Origin of the sequence: Pseudomonas sp. UBA7500 (assembly GCF_002478435.1) — a bacterium.
GTDB lineage: Bacteria > Pseudomonadota > Gammaproteobacteria > Pseudomonadales > Pseudomonadaceae > Aquipseudomonas > Aquipseudomonas palmensis.
The window spans coordinates 210978-228481 of the sequence record NZ_DLNW01000047.1 but is presented as its reverse complement, the minus strand read 5'-3'; the positions used below and the strand labels follow the sequence as shown (position 1 = coordinate 228481).

Genomic DNA, 17504 nt, shown 5'->3' with positions numbered 1-17504 from the left:
GGGCAACTGTCCAATGCAGGACTCCTGTGCAGGCTTGCAAAAATGCGGGCGAGAACGTAACGCCATGGTGCGAGCCGGTCAAGGCTTTTGTTGCAAGTGAATGAGTGTGCCAGCCTGGGCAGAGGGTTCAGCACGCGTAACTTTCAATCGATGTGCCCAGTGTTGCCACACACGTTTCATGCCTTGCAACTGGCAATATTACCAGTCTGAAAACACAGGTGCTCAGCATGAACTTGTTTAACTAGCAACTTGACCGGGAGGGCAGTGATCTTACACTCTGAATGCCACGCTGCCAGATAAAGGGCATCCTCATGAACCTCCATTTTTCGCGCCCCCTTATTGCTTTCACGCTTTTCGTGATAATGATTGTGCTCTCGCTGGTCATCATCCTTTTCATGAATAAGTCCACAACGCCTCCTCCTGCACCACAGGGTATTTCAGTGTTGCATTTGTACAAGAAAAACAGCGGGGGATGCACTATCCAGATGACCGTCGGCATGCATCGCTTTGCCAACAATGATTGCGACAATGACGAGATGTATAACTTCGCCGTTGAAAACCCTAGGGATGGCGTAAGGTTCGGCATTTACAATGCCGGGCACTGCAATTCGGATGAGTCCTATTCGCACTATAAAATCGTCAATCCGATCTATGGTCAGATGACTGCAAAAATAAGTGTTTCAAAGGCCCATTATGTCGCTATTGGCCAGGAGGTAACCCGGGGCATCATCTCCGAGGGCTTCAAGGATGGGAAGCTGGAGGGCAAGGTGTCCTGCGTCTATGTATCAGCCGATGGATAAAGCCCACTCCCGGCAACCCGTTCCACTCAACCGCAGGAAGCGACATCATGGCCCACGTTACAGACACTGCAGTTGCAACCTTGAGTTATTTTCTGATCGAGGCAGATGCGTTCAGAGGACAACAGAATGCCAAAGCACATCTGTTCGCGAATGGTCGTCAAAAATCAAAAGTGATCATAACCTTACAAGCCCGTAACTCGTATGGCGAAGTGGTACTGTTACCGGTTGGCGGCCTCGAGATAATTCCGTACATCACCGCGCCCGGGGGGTGGGTTTCTGGGACGCAGCCGCCCGAAACCGGGATACTGCCTTATGATGAAGGCACCGTCAGAAGTGGCAAGACTTCAAAAAAAAAACATACTGACAGCAATGACTATCAGACCTTTGTACGCTACCTGCATTTGGACCCCAGTGTTGATGCGCGCACGGTGTTCAAGTTTGCAGCCAGGATCAGAGTGCAAAGCAGAGTCTGGACGACCAACAATCTTGATGTCCCGTATGGTGGCCAAGGCGAAGGAGGGCGTTTCAATAGCAGCGTTCAGATAGAGGCTGTAGAACCAACGCAATACAGGGTAGGGCACGGGTTGGTCGTATCCAGGCCTGTGGTGGTGTTCCAGGGCGCCTCCTCAGAGGCCGGAGGGCGTGCGGCACGTGTCGAAAATACCTACGTTACATTGCAGAACCCACGAACCGCCAATGTCGTGAAGATCCACAGCATGCAACAACCCGCCTATGGATCGTCGCTCCACTTGAACAAGGCAACCTGCATCGGAGCCCCCAACAGCACGGCATCGACCCCCACGATCGTGGGCTCAACCGAAATGATGATGGCCTACTACGACCTTCTCAGCCCCCTGAGATCACCGCGTGACGCAATCTGTATTGCGGTGGGCATGATCGCCTACTTCAACGTCGTTCTGAAGAGACTCCAGCAAAGCTACACCTACGGCATGGATGTCTATGGCAACCGCTTCGATCTGTCGGTGCACCTGCATTCCGAAGACCCGAATGCAAGCAACCAGGCACCCTGGGGGTATACCTTGACCGTTGAAGGGGTGCCTCCCCGATCATTCGAGGCGCTTGCATCTTCGCGAGCTGCGCCACCATTGGGGAGTTGGCTGTCGCAGATACGTATGAGACTAGGCTCGCCAACGGGACACCTTTACCCGAATCTGCGCCAGCAGGTGGAAGTTGTAGTGGAAATACAGCCACGCACCAATCAGGACGTCTCCCAGCAAGAGCTCGACAGCGTGTGCCTGCTGCTACGCAACGATGACGGTACCTACACTGCGCTGCAGTGCGAGGATAACGGGCAAGCCCAATGGTTCTACAGGACGGTACGCAACGCCTACGACTACTACCCAGGCACGTCAGCACAGGCCAGCGCGCATGCAGCTTCAGAGGGCGAAGCACTTGCCGTCTACACCCGCCGGTTCTACGTGCATTCCCGTGCCCTTGCGGGCACCAATGTCACCCTTTGGGCGGGCATCACCCGCATACAGGGCGCTGAAGAGTACTTCTACGTCACGGACGGCAGCGAAACCAGTTTCGACGAGCACGTCGATATCAGCACAAAGCCCATCCCTGTGTTCGGCCTTGACGACTACAGCTTTGAGCGGGAACTGGTAGGCGGTGAGGGAAATTCCGATCTTTTCATCTGGGAATATGTGCTGAGCACCTGGGTGGCCTTGCGTGCCGTGGAACCTACGGGTTTCGGGATGATCCAGTGGGCCGTGCGTTCGCCCAGTGACACCCGGGCCTCCCACGTCGGCTACGCCGCCCCGGGCCACAGCGAGGTGTCCTACAACCCTCTGATCGAGCTGGGCGACGACTTCAGGCCAGTGCCCAGCGTGTCAAGGATACGCCCGCAGAGCGTCGTTGTGGTACTTCAGGGGGGCAACAACATACCGTTTCATAGCCAGTCCTCCCGAGAGCAAGGTGGCCCGCGCCCGCTGTTGTTCGTTGACGCGTATGGCAACGACCACACCTTGATGATCCATTACGCCGATACCTCTGCGTCCGGCTCACGCAGCCTGCGGCTGTCGCTGGCAACGGGTGCCGAAAGCCGGAGCGCCACGGATGACGAGGACTGACGACGTTACCCGGCGCCTGCGCGCCGGCGCGCTCTACACCCAGGCGAGTAATTTTCTGAGCCATGTAAGCACCGGCGTGGACCCCAGAACCAGCCAGTTCACGCTGGCTTGCGAGCTGCCGGCACTGCACGCCAACCACCTTGCCGGGCCGGTCATTCAACCTGCGCTGCATTTCAGCCCACTGGGCTCGCACACCGACAGCGGGTATGGCCTCGGCTGGACGCTCGGGTTGTCCATGCTCGATTTCAACACCGGTCAGCTACGGATCAATTCGGGCGACACGTTCAAGTTCGATAGCGACCGTTCGGATTTGAGCAAGGGCGGGCAACTGGTGTTCGAAGACCAGAAGCTGTGTTCGTTCGAGGTGTTCACCGTTGACGACAGGGCTCGCTGCTTTCGCATCGACTACAAGGATGGCGTCTGCGAGTACCTCGAGGTCCAGGACAACAGCGGCATGGCCATGCTCAAGCAGATCGTTTCTGCCCAGGGGCGCCGCGCGTACCTTGAATGGCTTGCAGGCAGTGGCCCCTACCTGCTGTGGACCATCCGCGACGAGCAGCGTCTGTTGCTGGACGTCCAGCATGATAGGGATGAAACCCGCTTCGTGATGTTTCCGGGTTCTGACAGCACCACAGTCGTCACGCTGCTGCGAAGTGACCGGCTCAATGAGCTGATCCTGCCTGATGGCGGCAACCGCTGGGCCTTCACCTATTGGCAGGATCCGCAAAGCCGATTGCTGTTCCCGAGCAAGGTGCTGGGGCCGCTGGGCAGCACGGACGAAGTCGATTACGCCACGGGGAACAATGGGCTTCGGCTGCCACAGGGCGCGCCGCTGACCGCTTTGCCCAGGGTGTCCACGCATCGGCACGACCCCGGTGCGGCCCAGCCGGTGGCCTACACCACCTACGCCCTGATCGGCTCGAACAACTGCTTTGGCTACGGGGGTGTCTCGGCAGGTGAATGGGCAGACGGCAAGGACAACCTCTATCTTCTGCCACGTTATGACTATGGATGCCTGCAAACCCTGCACGACGAACAGGGGCGCAAGGTGCAAAGTGTCGAATACACCTGGAATCACTATCACCTGCAGACGCAGAAGTTGACCGTGCGCGGCGAGTGCAGGGTTTGCCAGCAGAGCGTGTACGCAGACGACCCTGCGGTGGGTTGGGACGACCAGCCGGCCTGGTGTCAGCTGCCGATTGCCCGCATTACCCGCTATGAAACCGGCAACCGGTTCAGGGAGGAACGCGACACGTGCGAATACGATGCCTATGGCAATGTACTGAACCAGCGATTCGCCGATGGGCGCAGCGAAAGCCGCGAATACTATCCGCTGGGTGGCGCGCAGGGCTGCCCGGATGACGGGGGAAGGTTCGTGCGCTGGCTCAAGCGCTTCACCACTACTGCCCCGGCACCCGATGCACGGTCAGCGGGTCATGTGGCGCACACCGACTATGCCTACGTCAGGCTGCACAAGCGCCAGGCAGAGGATCGACAGCACCTGGTGCTGGACAGCGAAGTGGCTCGGGAAGCGATTGATAGCGGGGAAGCTGAAACGGCCAGAATCCTGCAGCGTGTCGAGCAGGCAGCAGACAGCCCGTTCCATGGCTTACCGATATCCAGTGTCACGCTCTACAACGGCTACGCCGCCACCACGAATTTCCTGCGCACCTTCGAAGGCCCGTTGCTGTGCGAAACCCAGCAACGGATCAGCCATGACCACCTGGTAATCAGCTCATCGACCCTGCGCCACGTGCTGACGGGCCTGACCATCGAAGAACGCAACGAACACGGTACCGTGACCCGTTTTGACCACGACGCACTGGGCCGCACCATACGCCGCATAGAAAGCGCGAACACGCCGTATGCGACCAGCACCCGCTGTACCTACCAGCTGGTTGGCCTGCAGCGTGATCGAACGGTGTACGTCGAGCAGACCGATAGCAACGGCCAGCGCCTGCGTGTGGAGCTGGATGGTCAGGGACGCCCGGTGCGCGAACTGCTCGAGTTTCTGGACAGCCCCGGTGCCCCCCTGCGTGAAGTGCGCCGAGTGACCTACGACGTACAGGGCAATGTCACCAGTGAGACCTCGCAGGACTGGGCGGCCGCCCAGAACACCCCGTTTTGTAGCAGTACGGTGCTCACCGACTACGATGACTGGGGCTCCGCATGCCGGGTGCAGCATGCAGACGGCACGGTGGACCATACAAAGCACGACCCCATCCAGCGTACCCAAGTGTCCTGGCAACAGAGCGCCACCGGGGAGCAAGGGCCTCGCACCACGCTGTACCTGAATGCAAGCGGCAGTGTCGAACGTGTGGAGCTGCATGAGCCTGGGGGTGGCCCGTTGTTGCGCCGGGAGCGCTGGACACTCGATGCGCTTCAGCGTCCGGTAGCCCATACGATAGAAACGCCCGATGGCGAGCAGCGCACCACGTCCACCGTCTACGACCGTGACGGCCGGGTCGCGCAGCGTACCCTGCAAGACCACAGCCGCGTGAAATGGCGCTTCGCACCCCACAGCGATGGCGATGCCATAGCAACCCTTTCACTATGCACCGCAACCCGCGAGACGTTGCTGCTCAAGCAGACATTCGATGGCCTGGATCGCCCCCTGACGCGCGATTGCGGCGGGCAGCAGGAAACCCTGGCGTATGTGCCGGGGCAGATTCCTCCCGAAGCACTCACACGCTCCAACGGCAGTGTCACGCACTTCGGCTATGAACCCGAGCTGGATTATCAGCTCAAGCGCATCGCGCGGCCGAGCGAAAACAGTGAAAGTACCTTCACCTACAGCCCGCCCCACGGTCGCCTTACCCGGGCCACCGACGGGCTGGGGCAGATAGATTGGGATTTCACCGCCTCGGGTGTGACCAGTGCCGAGCACTGGCACCATGCAGGACAGCCCCATACCTGCGGCTGGCAGTATTCGTTGAACGGTCGCGTGCTGTCGTTTGCCGATGTACACGGCCAGATGACTTACTGCACCTACGATGCCGTGGGGCGTATCAGTGGCCAGCACTGCGGCCCGCTGGCCTTGCAACTGGGCTACGACGCATTCGGTCGGTTGGCGCAGACCCTCACCACCGACGGCCAGCACGGCCAGTCCCAGCAGCAGACCCTGACCTACGACCTCCTGGGCCGTGAGTGCACCCGGACATGGGTGTGCCATGGTATCTCGGGTATGCAGCGCTTTCGCCAGCGCTTGAGCTGGACCCAGCAGGATCAGGTGGCGACACGCACGTGGGAATCGCTGGAGGCGGAGCAGGCTACCTTGTTGAGCGAAGAGCACTACCGCTACGACGTGCGCAATCGCCTGGTCGAAGCCACCACGCAAGGGCCTCATCTGGTCACCGACCCCCGCACCGGGCAGCGCATTCGTCGCCAGACGTTCTGTTTCAATGCGCTCGACGGTTATGAACAGATCGACACCGAGTACGAGGATGGTCAATGCAACCACATGAGGTTCGCCTACGACAGCGATGTGGCTGCAGATCGTCCGGTTCAGATCACCCACAGCTGGCCGCAGGCTCTGATCATCGACCTTGAATACGACGCCGCTGGTCAACTGACAAGGGAGCGGCATGACGGACAACTGTGGCGGGCATTGTCCTGGGACAGCCAGGGGCACCTGACGCGCCGGGAGGACGGCACCAGTACCTGCGACTATGCGTATGACCCGCTGGGCCGTCTGATCGAGACCCGCGTCAATGGCACCACGAGCCACCGTTTTTATGACGGCCAGCGTATGGTCAACGAGCAGAGCGACCAGGGCTGGTTGACCTTGATGCGTGCCGGCAGCACCGTGTTCGCCCAGACCCTGCTGAGCCAGGCGGTACGCACGGTTATGATCAGCGCCAGCGATGGGCAAGGCAGCGTGCAGATTGAAACCGGCGACAGCAATTGCTTTGTGGGTTACAGCGCACATGGCCTGGACAACGGCACCGCGCAAAGCCGGGTGGGCTACGCCGGTGAAGTGCGCGAAACCGACAGTCTGTTGTACATGCCCGGCAGCAACCGCCCTTACGACCCGTGCCTGTTCATGTTCCTCAGCCCCGACAGTGCAAGCCCCGATGGTGCGGGCGGCTTGAACCGCTATGCGTATTGCAGCGGCGACCCGGTCAACCGCGTTGACCCGGACGGGCATGCGTGGTGGAACTGGGTCGTGGCTGGTATCGGGCTGGTGATGGGGGCGATTGCAGTGGTCGTGACTGCCGGCACCGCAGCGCCTGCGGTAGGTGCGGCGTACACAGCTTTGCTCGGTGCCGGTGCGAGTACTGCAGGTGCTGCGGCAGGCGCTGTCGCGGCGGTGGCCACCACATCCATTGCAGGAGCCGTATCGGTGGCAGCGGTAGCGGTGGAAGCCATTGCCCTGGGTAGCGGAGCTGCGTCGATGGCGCTTGAGGCCAGTGGCAACGAAAAGGCTGCGGGCATTCTGGGCTGGATATCGTTCGGAACAGGCCTGGCTTCGTTAGGTATGTCGATTGGGTCGTCTGCGCCAAAAGTTGCCGCGAAGGCCAATCGCCTAGTGGGTGGCCTGCGCAATGGTCAACTGCTGAAAAGAAGCGCTTCGAAGTTTTCCAGCCTGCCGACTGTGACCACGCAACCCCTGAGTTCGGCACCGAAGGGGGCCTGGAAAAGCTTTTCGACGGGGCAGGATAAAATCATCTTCGGTAGCAACCGCCCCGTTGCAGGAAAAAACTTCAATACGCCCCTGAGTTATTTCCGCCGTAGAACGAGTGTGAATGCTGTTCCACGGGAGATCTTGATTTTTTCGGGCTCTCACGGCGCACCCGATGGAGCCAACTGGGCCAGTAATGGCATCCGCAGATCAACCTTGATCAATTCAGATTTTTTCCTATCGGATACGGCGACCCATGGTGGCGCAGTGGGAGGAAGAGTGAGGGTAGTCGACCTCAAGGGAATGACGGAGGTGGAGTTTGGCCGCTACCTGAACAATAACGATAGCCATGTGATTCTCGGCTTTTGCTTTGGAATAAATGATCAGGCATTGAGGTTCTACAAGAACCTGGCACCGGTGACGAGTTACGTACCGTAGGGTATTGGGTATGGAAAACTAGGTACGTAACGGCAAATAGGGCAACAGGCGTTGGGTTTCACTGCGCACCACCGCATAGCATTCACAACTCAGTCGTTCCAGCTGCGGCCGATCGAGCACCTTGATGTGCCCGCGGCTGTACTCGATCACCCCCAGGCGCTGCAACTTGCCGGCCGCATCGGTGACGCCTTCGCGGCGCACGCCCAGCATGTTGGCGATCAGCTCCTGGGTCATGTTCAGCTCGTTACCGGTCAGGCGGTCCAGCGACAGCAGCAGCCAGCGGCACAACTGCTGATCGATCGAGTGGTGGCGATTGCACACGGCGGTCTGTGCCATCTGGGTGATCAGCGACTGGGTGTAGCGCAACATCAGCAGCAACAGCTCGCCATGGCGGTCGAACTCGTCCTTGAGCCGCTGGCCCGGCAAGCGCCAGGCAAGCCCGGCACTTTGCACCACGGCACGGTTGGAGGTGCTTTCGCCGCCCATGAACACCGCAATGCCCACCAGCCCCTCATTGCCCACCACGCAGATCTCCGCCGAGGCGCCGTTTTCCATGACGTACAGCAGCGAAACGATGGCATCGGTGGGAAAGTACACATGCGTCAGCCTGTCGCCTGGCTCGTAGATCACCTTGCCCAGCGGCAAGGCAACCTGCTCAAGGTGCGGCAGCAGCCGCTCGCGTACCGGGTCGGGCAGGGCGGCGAGCAGATGGTTCTGCCCGCTGGCTGGATCATGGGACATGGGGCCGGCATCCATAGGGTAAGGCCCTAGGGTACTCCCTTTAGCAAGGGTAACGTCGCGGTTGCCGATGCAGCGCACAGCAAGGTGACCTGATGCTCGGCGCCATCATCGACCAGCGACAGGCTTGTGCCGTCGATCACCCCGCCATCCAGGCTCAGCACCTGTACGGCCTGTGTGCCGTGGTGCACATCGATGTGATAAACACTGGCGCCATACCGGTACTGCAGGCTGAAGCCCGACCATTCTGGCGGCAGCAGCGGTTGCAGCAGCAGGGTGTTGCCCTGGCGCTCCACCCCCAGCAGCGATTCGACGATCAGCCGGTACATCCATCCGGCCGCACCGGTGTACCAGCTCCAGCCGCCGCGCCCGGCATGGGGCGCCACACCGTAGACATCCGCCGCCATCACGTAGGGCTCCACCTTGTAGGTGTCGATGCGGGTGGCATGGCCCTGGCTCTGGGGGCTGATCATGCGCATCAGTTCCCAGGCGCGGGCGCCGTCGCCCAGGCGGGCGAACGCCATGCTCGCCCACACGGCGGCGTGGGTGTACTGGCCCCCGTTTTCACGAACCCCCGGTACATAGCCCTTGATGTAGCCGGGGTCGAGCGTGCCCTTGTCGAACGGCGGGTCCAGCAGCAGCACGATGCCGATATCACGCCGCACCAGGTGGCGGTCCAGCGATGCCATGGCACTGCGGCATTGATCCAGGGGCGCGGCGCCCGACAGCACCGACCAGCTCTGGGCGATAGAGTCGATGCGGCACTCCTGGTTGCTGGCCGACCCCAGGGGCTGGCCATTGTCGAAATACGCACGCCGGTACCAGGCGCCGTCCCAGGCATGGGCCTGCAGGTTGCTGCGCAGCCGCCGCGCCTGCTCGCCGCAGCGCTGGGCAAAGCGGGCATCGCCATGCAACTGCGCCGTTTCGGCGAACCGACGCAGCACCTCGTGGGCGAAAAAGCCCAGCCATACGCTTTCGCCTATGCCGTGCTCGCCCACCTTGTTCATGCCGTCGTTCCAGTCGCCGCTGCCCATCAACGGCAAGCCGTGGGCCCCGACGCAAAGGCCGTGCTCCAGCGCGCGCTGGCAATGCTGGTAGAGGGGCTCTTGCAGGGGCGAATGACCGGGCAGGTCGTAGTAGGACTCCTCGCCGTTGTTGAGTGCGCGACCGTCCAGATAGCCGACGGGCTCGTTCAGCACCGCAGTGTCGCCAGTGATCTGCACATAGCGGCTGGTGGCCAGGGCCAGCCAGAGCATGTCGTCGCTGCAACGGGTTCGCACGCCGCGATCCATCGGCGGGTGCCACCAGTGCTGCACGTCGCCCTGCACGTACTGGTGGCGGGCACACAGCAGCAGGTGGGCGCGGCTGCTGGCAGGGTCGGCGTGCACCATGGCCATGCTGTCCTGCAACTGGTCCCTGAAGCCAAATGCACCGCCGGACTGGTAATAGCCGCTGCGGGCATGGAAGCGACAGGCAATCACCTGGTACATCAGCCAGCCGTTGACCAGCACGTCCAGCGCAGGCTCCGGGGTGTGGATGCGCAGGCTGCCCAGGGTGGTGCGCCAGTGCTGCGTGACCCGCGCCAGTTCGACGTTGGCGGCGCGTACGCCGCGGTACTGCTGCACCCGCCGGGTGGCGGCCTTGGCGTCCTGCTCGGCGCCCAGGCGGAACACCACTTCGCGGCTTTCACCAGGGGCCAGCTCGACGCTTACCTGCAGCGCACCACAGGGGTCCATGCCGCCGCCGAGGCGCCCCGAAAGGCGCGCCCGGCGCAGGGCTGCCGGGTCGGCCAGGGTACCGTTGCGCCCCAGAAACTCGACCCGGTCGCCACTGAGGCCGGCCTGGGGCCAGTCGCAGTCCAGAAACCCCACGCGACCCGAGAATTCGATGGAGTAGGCGTTGCGCGCAAACAGCGCGCCACTGAACGGGTCGGCTTCGGTGACGACGTGCATGGCCGACTTGCTGCGCAAGTCCCCCAGCACCCATTCCACGTAGCAGGTCGCTGACAGGCGTCGCGCACGATCGCCGGTGTTGCGCAGCACCAGGCGCGAGAATTTGACCGGCGCATCCAGCGCCACGAACACCCAGAGCTCACTATGTATGGCGTCCTGCACATGCTCGAACACACTGTAGCCAAAGCCGTGGCGGGTTCGGTAGGCGCCGCTGCCCGGGCAGGGCGCCGGGGTCGGCGACCAGACCTGCCCGGAATCTTCGTCGCGCAGGTACAGCACTTCGCCGCCAGGGTCGCTGACCGGGTCATTGTGCCAGGGGCTCAAACGGTACTCGTGGGCGTTTTCGTACCAGCTGTAGGCACCGCCGGTTTCCGAGACGATGCTGCCGAACCCGGGGTTGGCCAGCACGTTGACCCAGGGCGCCGGGGTCGGCTGGCCTGGGCGATGATTGATGATGTATTCACTGCCGTCGGCGCTGAAGCCGCCGTAGGCGTTGCCCAGCGTGGGCGCCATGGCCAGCGGCTGCAGCGTGTAGCCGGCACTCTGCGGCCCTTGCAGCAGGCTGGGGGTGAACGGCGCCAGGGCCGGCTCGATGCGCCGCCGGTGGACCTGCTCGGCCAGGCTGCCATGGCTGTCGTTGAGTATCAGGCGTGCCACCGAGCGCATCAGCGTGCGGTCTTCGCTGGACAGCTGCTGCGCAGGACGCACGAAGATGCCGCCGGGGCGGTCCAGCAGGGCCGCTTCGACCCCGGAGGTCACCAGGCCCATGATCAGGTCCTGCAGTTGCTGGCGGTAGCCGGCCTGGTCTTCGTTCCAGATCACCAGGTCCACCACCAGGCCTTTCTGGCGCCAGTAGGCATGGGCCTGGACCATCTGCTGCACCAGCTCGATGTTGGCCGGGTCGGCGATCTGCACCAGCACGATGGGCAGGTCGCCGGAGATCGCCTGGCCCCACAGCCCCGACTGGCTACGCCGGTTACTGGCCAGCACGGCGCTTTCGGCGCGCAATGCAGGGTTGGCATACAGCACCGAGGCCGCCATCTGCTCGAACAGCCTGGCATCGGCCATCGAGGTGTTGAGCTGGCGCAACAGCACCTGGCTGTGGGTCCAGGCCAGGTCGAACACCCGGTCGGCCAGATGCCGGTCGCGGTATTTGTCGATCAGGTGCAGGCAGGCCTCGCGGCTGTCGGCCACCCCGGTGACCAGGTCGATGGTGGCGCTCTGGCCAGGCTCCAGGCTGATACGGCAGCGGATGGCCACGACCGGGTCGAGCACCGCACCGGCAGTGCCGGACAGCTGCTCGCAGGTGTCCGTCAGCGCGGCCGGCGCCTGCAGGGTGCGGCCGCGGCCGATGAAGCGGGCACGGTCGGTTTCGTAGGAGATCTGCTCGATGTCCGCCCCGTGGGCTGCCAGCAGGTGGCACATCCACGGCACGGCTTCGTCACTGGCACGCGGACGCCGGCTGCACAGGATCGCCTGCAGCGGTCGCACCAGCTCGGTTTGCACGAACAGCTTGCTGAACGCCGGGTGCAGCGCATCGCTGATGGCCGAGGCCAGCACCACTTCGGCGTAGCTGGTCAGCTCCAGGGTGCGCCGGGTACGGGCGCGGTTGGTCAGGTGCAGGCGACGCAGCTCGATATCGTCCTCGGGGGACACCACGATCTCGGTGTGGCAGTCGAAGTTGAACTCGCGCACGCGAAACTCGGCGCGGGCATCGGTGAACACGGTTTCCTGGCTGTGCGCGCGATGCTGGGTGGGCTGGTAGGTCGTGGACCAGAAATGCCCGCTGGCCACGTCGCGCAGGTAACAGAAGGTGCCAAGGCTGTCGCTGGCGATGTCTTCGCGCCAGCGCGTTACCGCCATGTCGTTGCAGCGGCTGTAGCCGCCACCGGCATTGCTGACCATGACGTGGTAGCGCCCGTTGGACAGCAGTTGCACGGCCGGCCGACGACGGTCCGGGTCGGTGAACACGCGCAGCTTGGTTTCATTGCCCTGGCTGGCATCGTCGACGGTAGGCGCCTGGGCTGCATGCAGGTATTGCGTGGCGCGTTTGGGCACGCGCTCCTGCAGCAGCAGGGCACAGGCCTGGAAGGCCGGCTCGGCGGCAAAGCGCCGCTGCATGGGCTGACCCAGCAGCAGCGAGGTCAGGGCCAGCAGGCTCATGCCCTGGTGGTGTGCCATGAAGGAGCGCACCACGGCGGCATCGGTGCCAGGGGGCAGGCGTGCCGGGGTGTAGTCGACCGCCTCGTACAGCCCGAACCGCCCGGCCACCCCCTGCCTGGCCAGGCGCCGCAGGTTGTGGCAGGCGGCCGCGGGCGCGACCATCAGTGCCAGGGCACTGGCGTAGGGCGCGACCACGTTGTCCTCGCCCAGGCCACGCTTGAGGCCCAGCCCCGGCACGCCGAAGGCGCGGTACTGGTAGTTCAAGTGCGCATCGACGGTGTTGTAGCCGGACTCCGAAACGCCCCAGGGCGTGCCCAGCTGGCTGGCATGCTCGATCTGGCGGGTGACGGCCGCGTGGCATGTCTGGTCGAGCAGTGTGCCTTCGTAGCTGGGCATCACCAGCATCGGCATCAGGTACTCGAACATCGAGCCGGACCACGACAGCAGCACCGGCACCCCGGCATTGCTGGTCAGCAGGCGCCCCAGGGCAAACCAGCTTTCCTGAGGCACCTGGCCCTGGGCGACGACCACGAAACTGGTCAGGCGAACTTCGGACGCCAGCAGGTCGTAGAAGGCGCTGTCCAGGCGTCGCTCATCGACGTTGTAGCCGATTACGAACAACTCGCGGCGGGCATCGTAGAGAAAGCCGAAGTCCATGTCGGCCATGGCCTCGACGCGCTGGGCAAGCTGCGCCGCCTGCTGCATGCGCTGGCGGGCCAGGGCCTGTACCTGCAGCACCTGCGGGCGATCGGCAGCGCACCACTGCTCGGCGTCCAGCCGCGCCAGGTCGCGCCAGCAACCGGTCGGCGGCCGCGTGCCCGGTTCGTTGGTGGCAGGCAGGGCAAAACGCAGCAGTTCGTCGCGCTGCTCGGTGCACTGACGTTGCAGGCTGTCGAACCAGAAGCGCGCATCCGCATCGTCGGCGGGCGCCGGCAGATCGAGTGCGTCCTGCAGCAGCTGCGCCAGATCGTGTGGCTGAGGTGCCTGCAGACGCCGGCATAACGCCTGTACCTCGGTGGCGGGCAGGCCGGCATTGGTCAAGGCCTGGCCGAAGACTTCCAGGGTATCGAGCAACCCCTGGGCCTGGCGCGGGTCATCCAGCGGTGTGTCGGCCAGGCCCAGCAGGCCGGGCTTCAAGGTCAGCAGCAGACCGGCGAGATTGCCGCTATCCACCGTGGAGACGTACAGCGGTGGCAGGGGTTTCAGGGTGAGGGTGTCGTACCAGTTGTAGAAGTGGCGCTGGTAACGCTCCAGCCCGTCCATGCTGTCGAGCATGGACTGCAGGCGTTCGAGCAGCCGCCCGCCGCCCAGGTAGCCGAAATCGTGGGCGGCCAGGTGGGCCAGCAAGGCCATGCCCATGTTGGTGGGCGAGGTGCGGTGGGCAATGCGGGCAACCGGCAGTTCCTGCACGTTGTCGGGGGGCAGCCAGTGGTCGTCGGGGCCGACGTATTGCTCGAAAAACGCCCAGGTCTGGCGCGCAAGGTTGCGCAGAAAGCGCAGGTCTTCGGCAGTGGGGTCGAAGTGCGCGCGCGGGGAGGGGCGGCTGATCCACCAGGCCAGTGCCGGGCTGGCCAGCCACGCCAGCAGCAAGGGCGCCGCCAGGGCCAGGGTCATGGGGCTTGGCAGCAGGCACAGGCCCACGACCAGGGCCAGTATCGGGGCGCTGCACATGCTGCGGTACAGAGCCCCCAGACGATTGACACTGGTGCGTTCGACTTCCCGTGACGGGCTCCATTGCAACAGGCGCTGCTTGCTGACCAGCATGCGCCACAGCGTACGCACGATAGCGTCAAGGCTGTAGTAGGCCTCATACGGCAGCCAGGCCAGGTGCAGGCCGGCGCGCGCGAAATGCAGGGCGCAGCCGCGCAGCGCCGCCCACAGGTGCTGCGCTAGGGGTACGTCGACAGGCTTGCGCAGCATCTCCAGCAGGGTGCCGAGCACCGCGTGGGTCAATACCAGCAACAGCGCGGCAAGGGTCCACAGCCCGGGCCGGCCCGAGGCCAGCCAGCCCCACAGCAACAGGCACAGCAATGCACCGGGCTCCAGGCTGCGGCGCAGGTTGTCGAACAGCTTCCAGCGGGCCAGGGCATCCAGCCGGTTGCGCGCATAGGTGCCGCCAGCGGTGGGCGCCCAGGGCAGCACCCACGGCAGCAGTTGCCAGTCCCCGCGAATCCAGCGGTGGCGGCGCTTGACGTCGGCGCTGTAGCGGGCCGGGTACTCTTCGAACACCTGAACATCGCTGAGCAACCCGCTGCGGGCGTAGCAGCCCTCGATCAGGTCATGGCTGAGGATGCGGTTGTCCGGCAGGCAGCCTTGCAGCGCCTGCTCGAACGCATCCACGTCGTAGATACCCTTGCCGATGAACGAGCCTTGTTCGAACAGGTCCTGGTACACGTCCGACACTGCGCGGGTGTACGGGTCGACGCCGGCGTCGCTGCCGAACAGTCGCGCATACAGCGAGCGCGCCGCGCTGGGCAGGCTGATGCCGACCCGCGGTTGCAGGATGGCGTAACCGCTGCCGGCCTGGGCGCGGTTGAGCGGGTGCTGCATGGCCCCGACGAACTGGCGGGCCGCATTGCGCGGCAGCTGGGTGTCGGTGTCCAGGGTGATGACGTAACGTACCGCCTCCAGCACCTGGACATCCCCCACCTGCAACATGAAGCGCCCCTGACCGTGCCCGCGCAGCAGTGCATTGAGATCGGCCAGCTTGCCACGCTTGCGTTCCACGCCCATCCACACCTGCTCGGCGGGGTTCCAGCGCCGCGGACGGTGCAGCAGCACGAAGCGCGCATCGTTCGGGTACTTGTGGTTCAGGCCCTCGATCAGGCTGGCGGCCAGGGCCATCAGCGCGGCGTCTTCAGGCAGGGTTTCGCTGGGCGCATCGAGAAAATCGGTCAGCAGGGCAAAGTGCAGGTAATCGTCACGATTGGCCAGAAAGCGCACTTCCAGCCCCTCTGCCAACTCCTCGATATCGGCGGCATTGGCCATCAGCGTGGGCACCACCACCAAAGTACGCGCCTCAGCGGGCAGGCCCTCGCTGAAATCCAGGCGCGGCAGCAGGCGGGGCGTCACGCTCAGGGTCACCAGCCAGTTGACCAGGTCGATGGCCAGGCGGCTGGTCATCACCAGCGTGGGCAGGGCCAGCGCAAGCAGCACTGCCAGTGGCCAGCCATCGCGCAGCGTGGTGTACAGCAGCGGTGCGCTCAGGCCCAGCGTGAGCAGCGCCACCGGGCCGAGGAAGAACGTGAGTGGCGCGCGATGCAGCAGGCGCCGCCAACGCTCGCCCAGCGCCACGCCGGCGTGCACGCGGCGCTCGAGCTGCGCTCGCCCGGCGCCGACCAGGTAGAACCCCACATGGGTGGTGGCGCTGGCGTGTGGCAGCGGGCTGGGCGCACCGGCGGCCAGTTCGACGGCGGCGCGGGCGATTGCCGCCTGCGACTGTGCGCTGTGCCGGGACAGGCGTTCGATGACATGCCGGTAATGATCGCGGCTGGCGAAGTCCATGGCTGGGTAGATGCCGGCAGGATCGCTGCGCAGCACCCGTTCGACGTGGCTCATGTGCTCGACGAATTCGCGCCAGTCGCTGGTGGCGAGCAGGCGCAGGCTGGCAATGCTGTTGCTGACCGAGACCTGGTCGGCTGCCTGCTGCTGGGCATCGAGCTGCACCTGACGCTCGATGCTCAGGCCGGATTCGGCGAGCATCTGCTCCACCCAGGTCAGCGGCTGGATCAGCGCGGCGCTCTGGCCTTGCAGGCGGCGTGCGAGCTCGGCGACGAAGGCGGCGGTCATCGGCGGCTGCGAGCGCGCCATGTCGGCCAGCACCAGCACCACGCTCTTGGCATCGCGCCCGGCGGTCTCGCGCAGGCGGTCGGCCCAGTCGTTGGCCAGGTTGCGGTCGGCCCAGCTGGCCATGACCCGCGAGGCGACCCGGCGCAGGTTTTCGATCAGCGCCAGGCGCAGCATGATCGGAATGGCCCACAGCTCGCCCAGCGCCAGGGAGGTGACGCTCTGGTAGGCCTCGACGAAGTGGCTCAGGCTGTCCACGTCGACGCGCCCATCGCCATGGGCGATGGTTTCCAGGGCGATGTCATACACCCGCGGCAGCCCGCTGGACACGCCGTTGGCCAGGCGTGGCAGCTCCCGGCTGTAGCCTTTGGGCAGGTGGGTCTTGGCGATGCGGATGTGTTCTTCGACCAGGTAGTAGTTGTCCAGCAGCCATTCGGCCGCCGGCGTGACCCGTCGCGCGGTGGGCTGTTCGGCGATCAGCACCGCGCAGCTGCTGGCCAGGGTCCGTTCGTTGTCGGCCAGCCGTGCCAGCAGGGTGTCCTTGCCGCTGCGGGGGCTGAGGGCGTGGTGCTGGGCCAGAAAGGTGCCGTGGGCGGCCATCTGCTCGGCGCTGAACAGTTCGGAGCGCAGGATGGCTTCGTATTCGAACTTGCGGGGTGTGGTGCGCCAAAGGCCTGCGTTGCGCAGGCTGGCGCGTGCACGGCTCCAGTAATTATCCATAAAGGCCTGTAGGTGCTCGCGTCGCGGGGTCTGGCCCCCAGTGTGGCGACGCATGGCGCAGGCGTCTGTTCGCTAGCGAACACAGTGGGCTTTGTGCCCGGCAACCGGTAGGCGCTGGCCTGCCAGCGAAGAGGGCAGCGCGCACCTTGCGGCAACGGCGTCGGTGCCTTCGCCGGCAAGGCCGGCTCCTACA

5 protein-coding genes are annotated in these 17504 nt (G+C 64.0%); 3 read left to right on the top strand and 2 right to left on the bottom strand.

Going from position 1 to position 17504, the window contains the following annotated elements; genetic code table 11:
- Window positions 1-311: 311 nt before the first annotated feature.
- The 3 genes from B4I46_RS20070 (at window position 312) to B4I46_RS20060 (ending at window position 7952) form a co-directional block, all read left to right on the top strand.
- On the top strand, window positions 312-800 hold the full coding sequence (locus B4I46_RS20070; protein ID WP_152644121.1) for a hypothetical protein: 489 nt from the start codon (window positions 312-314) through the stop codon (window positions 798-800).
- Between the two features lie 47 nt (window positions 801-847).
- On the top strand, window positions 848-2893 hold the full coding sequence (locus tag B4I46_RS20065) for a hypothetical protein (RefSeq protein WP_286901506.1): 2046 nt from the start codon (window positions 848-850) through the stop codon (window positions 2891-2893).
- Between the two features lie 454 nt (window positions 2894-3347).
- Window positions 3348-7952, top strand: coding sequence for an RHS repeat-associated core domain-containing protein (locus B4I46_RS20060; protein WP_286901505.1), 4605 nt, complete (start codon window positions 3348-3350; stop codon window positions 7950-7952).
- Between the two features lie 18 nt (window positions 7953-7970).
- Here B4I46_RS20060 and B4I46_RS20055 read toward each other — a convergent pair whose 3' ends face one another.
- A complete protein-coding gene (locus B4I46_RS20055; RefSeq protein ID WP_043862791.1) occupies window positions 7971-8693 on the bottom strand; it encodes a Crp/Fnr family transcriptional regulator in 723 nt (240 codons plus the stop codon).
- A gap of 26 nt (window positions 8694-8719) precedes the next feature.
- Entirely contained in the window at window positions 8720-17311 is an 8592-nt protein-coding gene (locus B4I46_RS20050) for a glycoside hydrolase family 94 protein (RefSeq protein WP_286901504.1), read from the bottom strand.
- Between the last annotated feature and the right edge of the window lie 193 nt (window positions 17312-17504).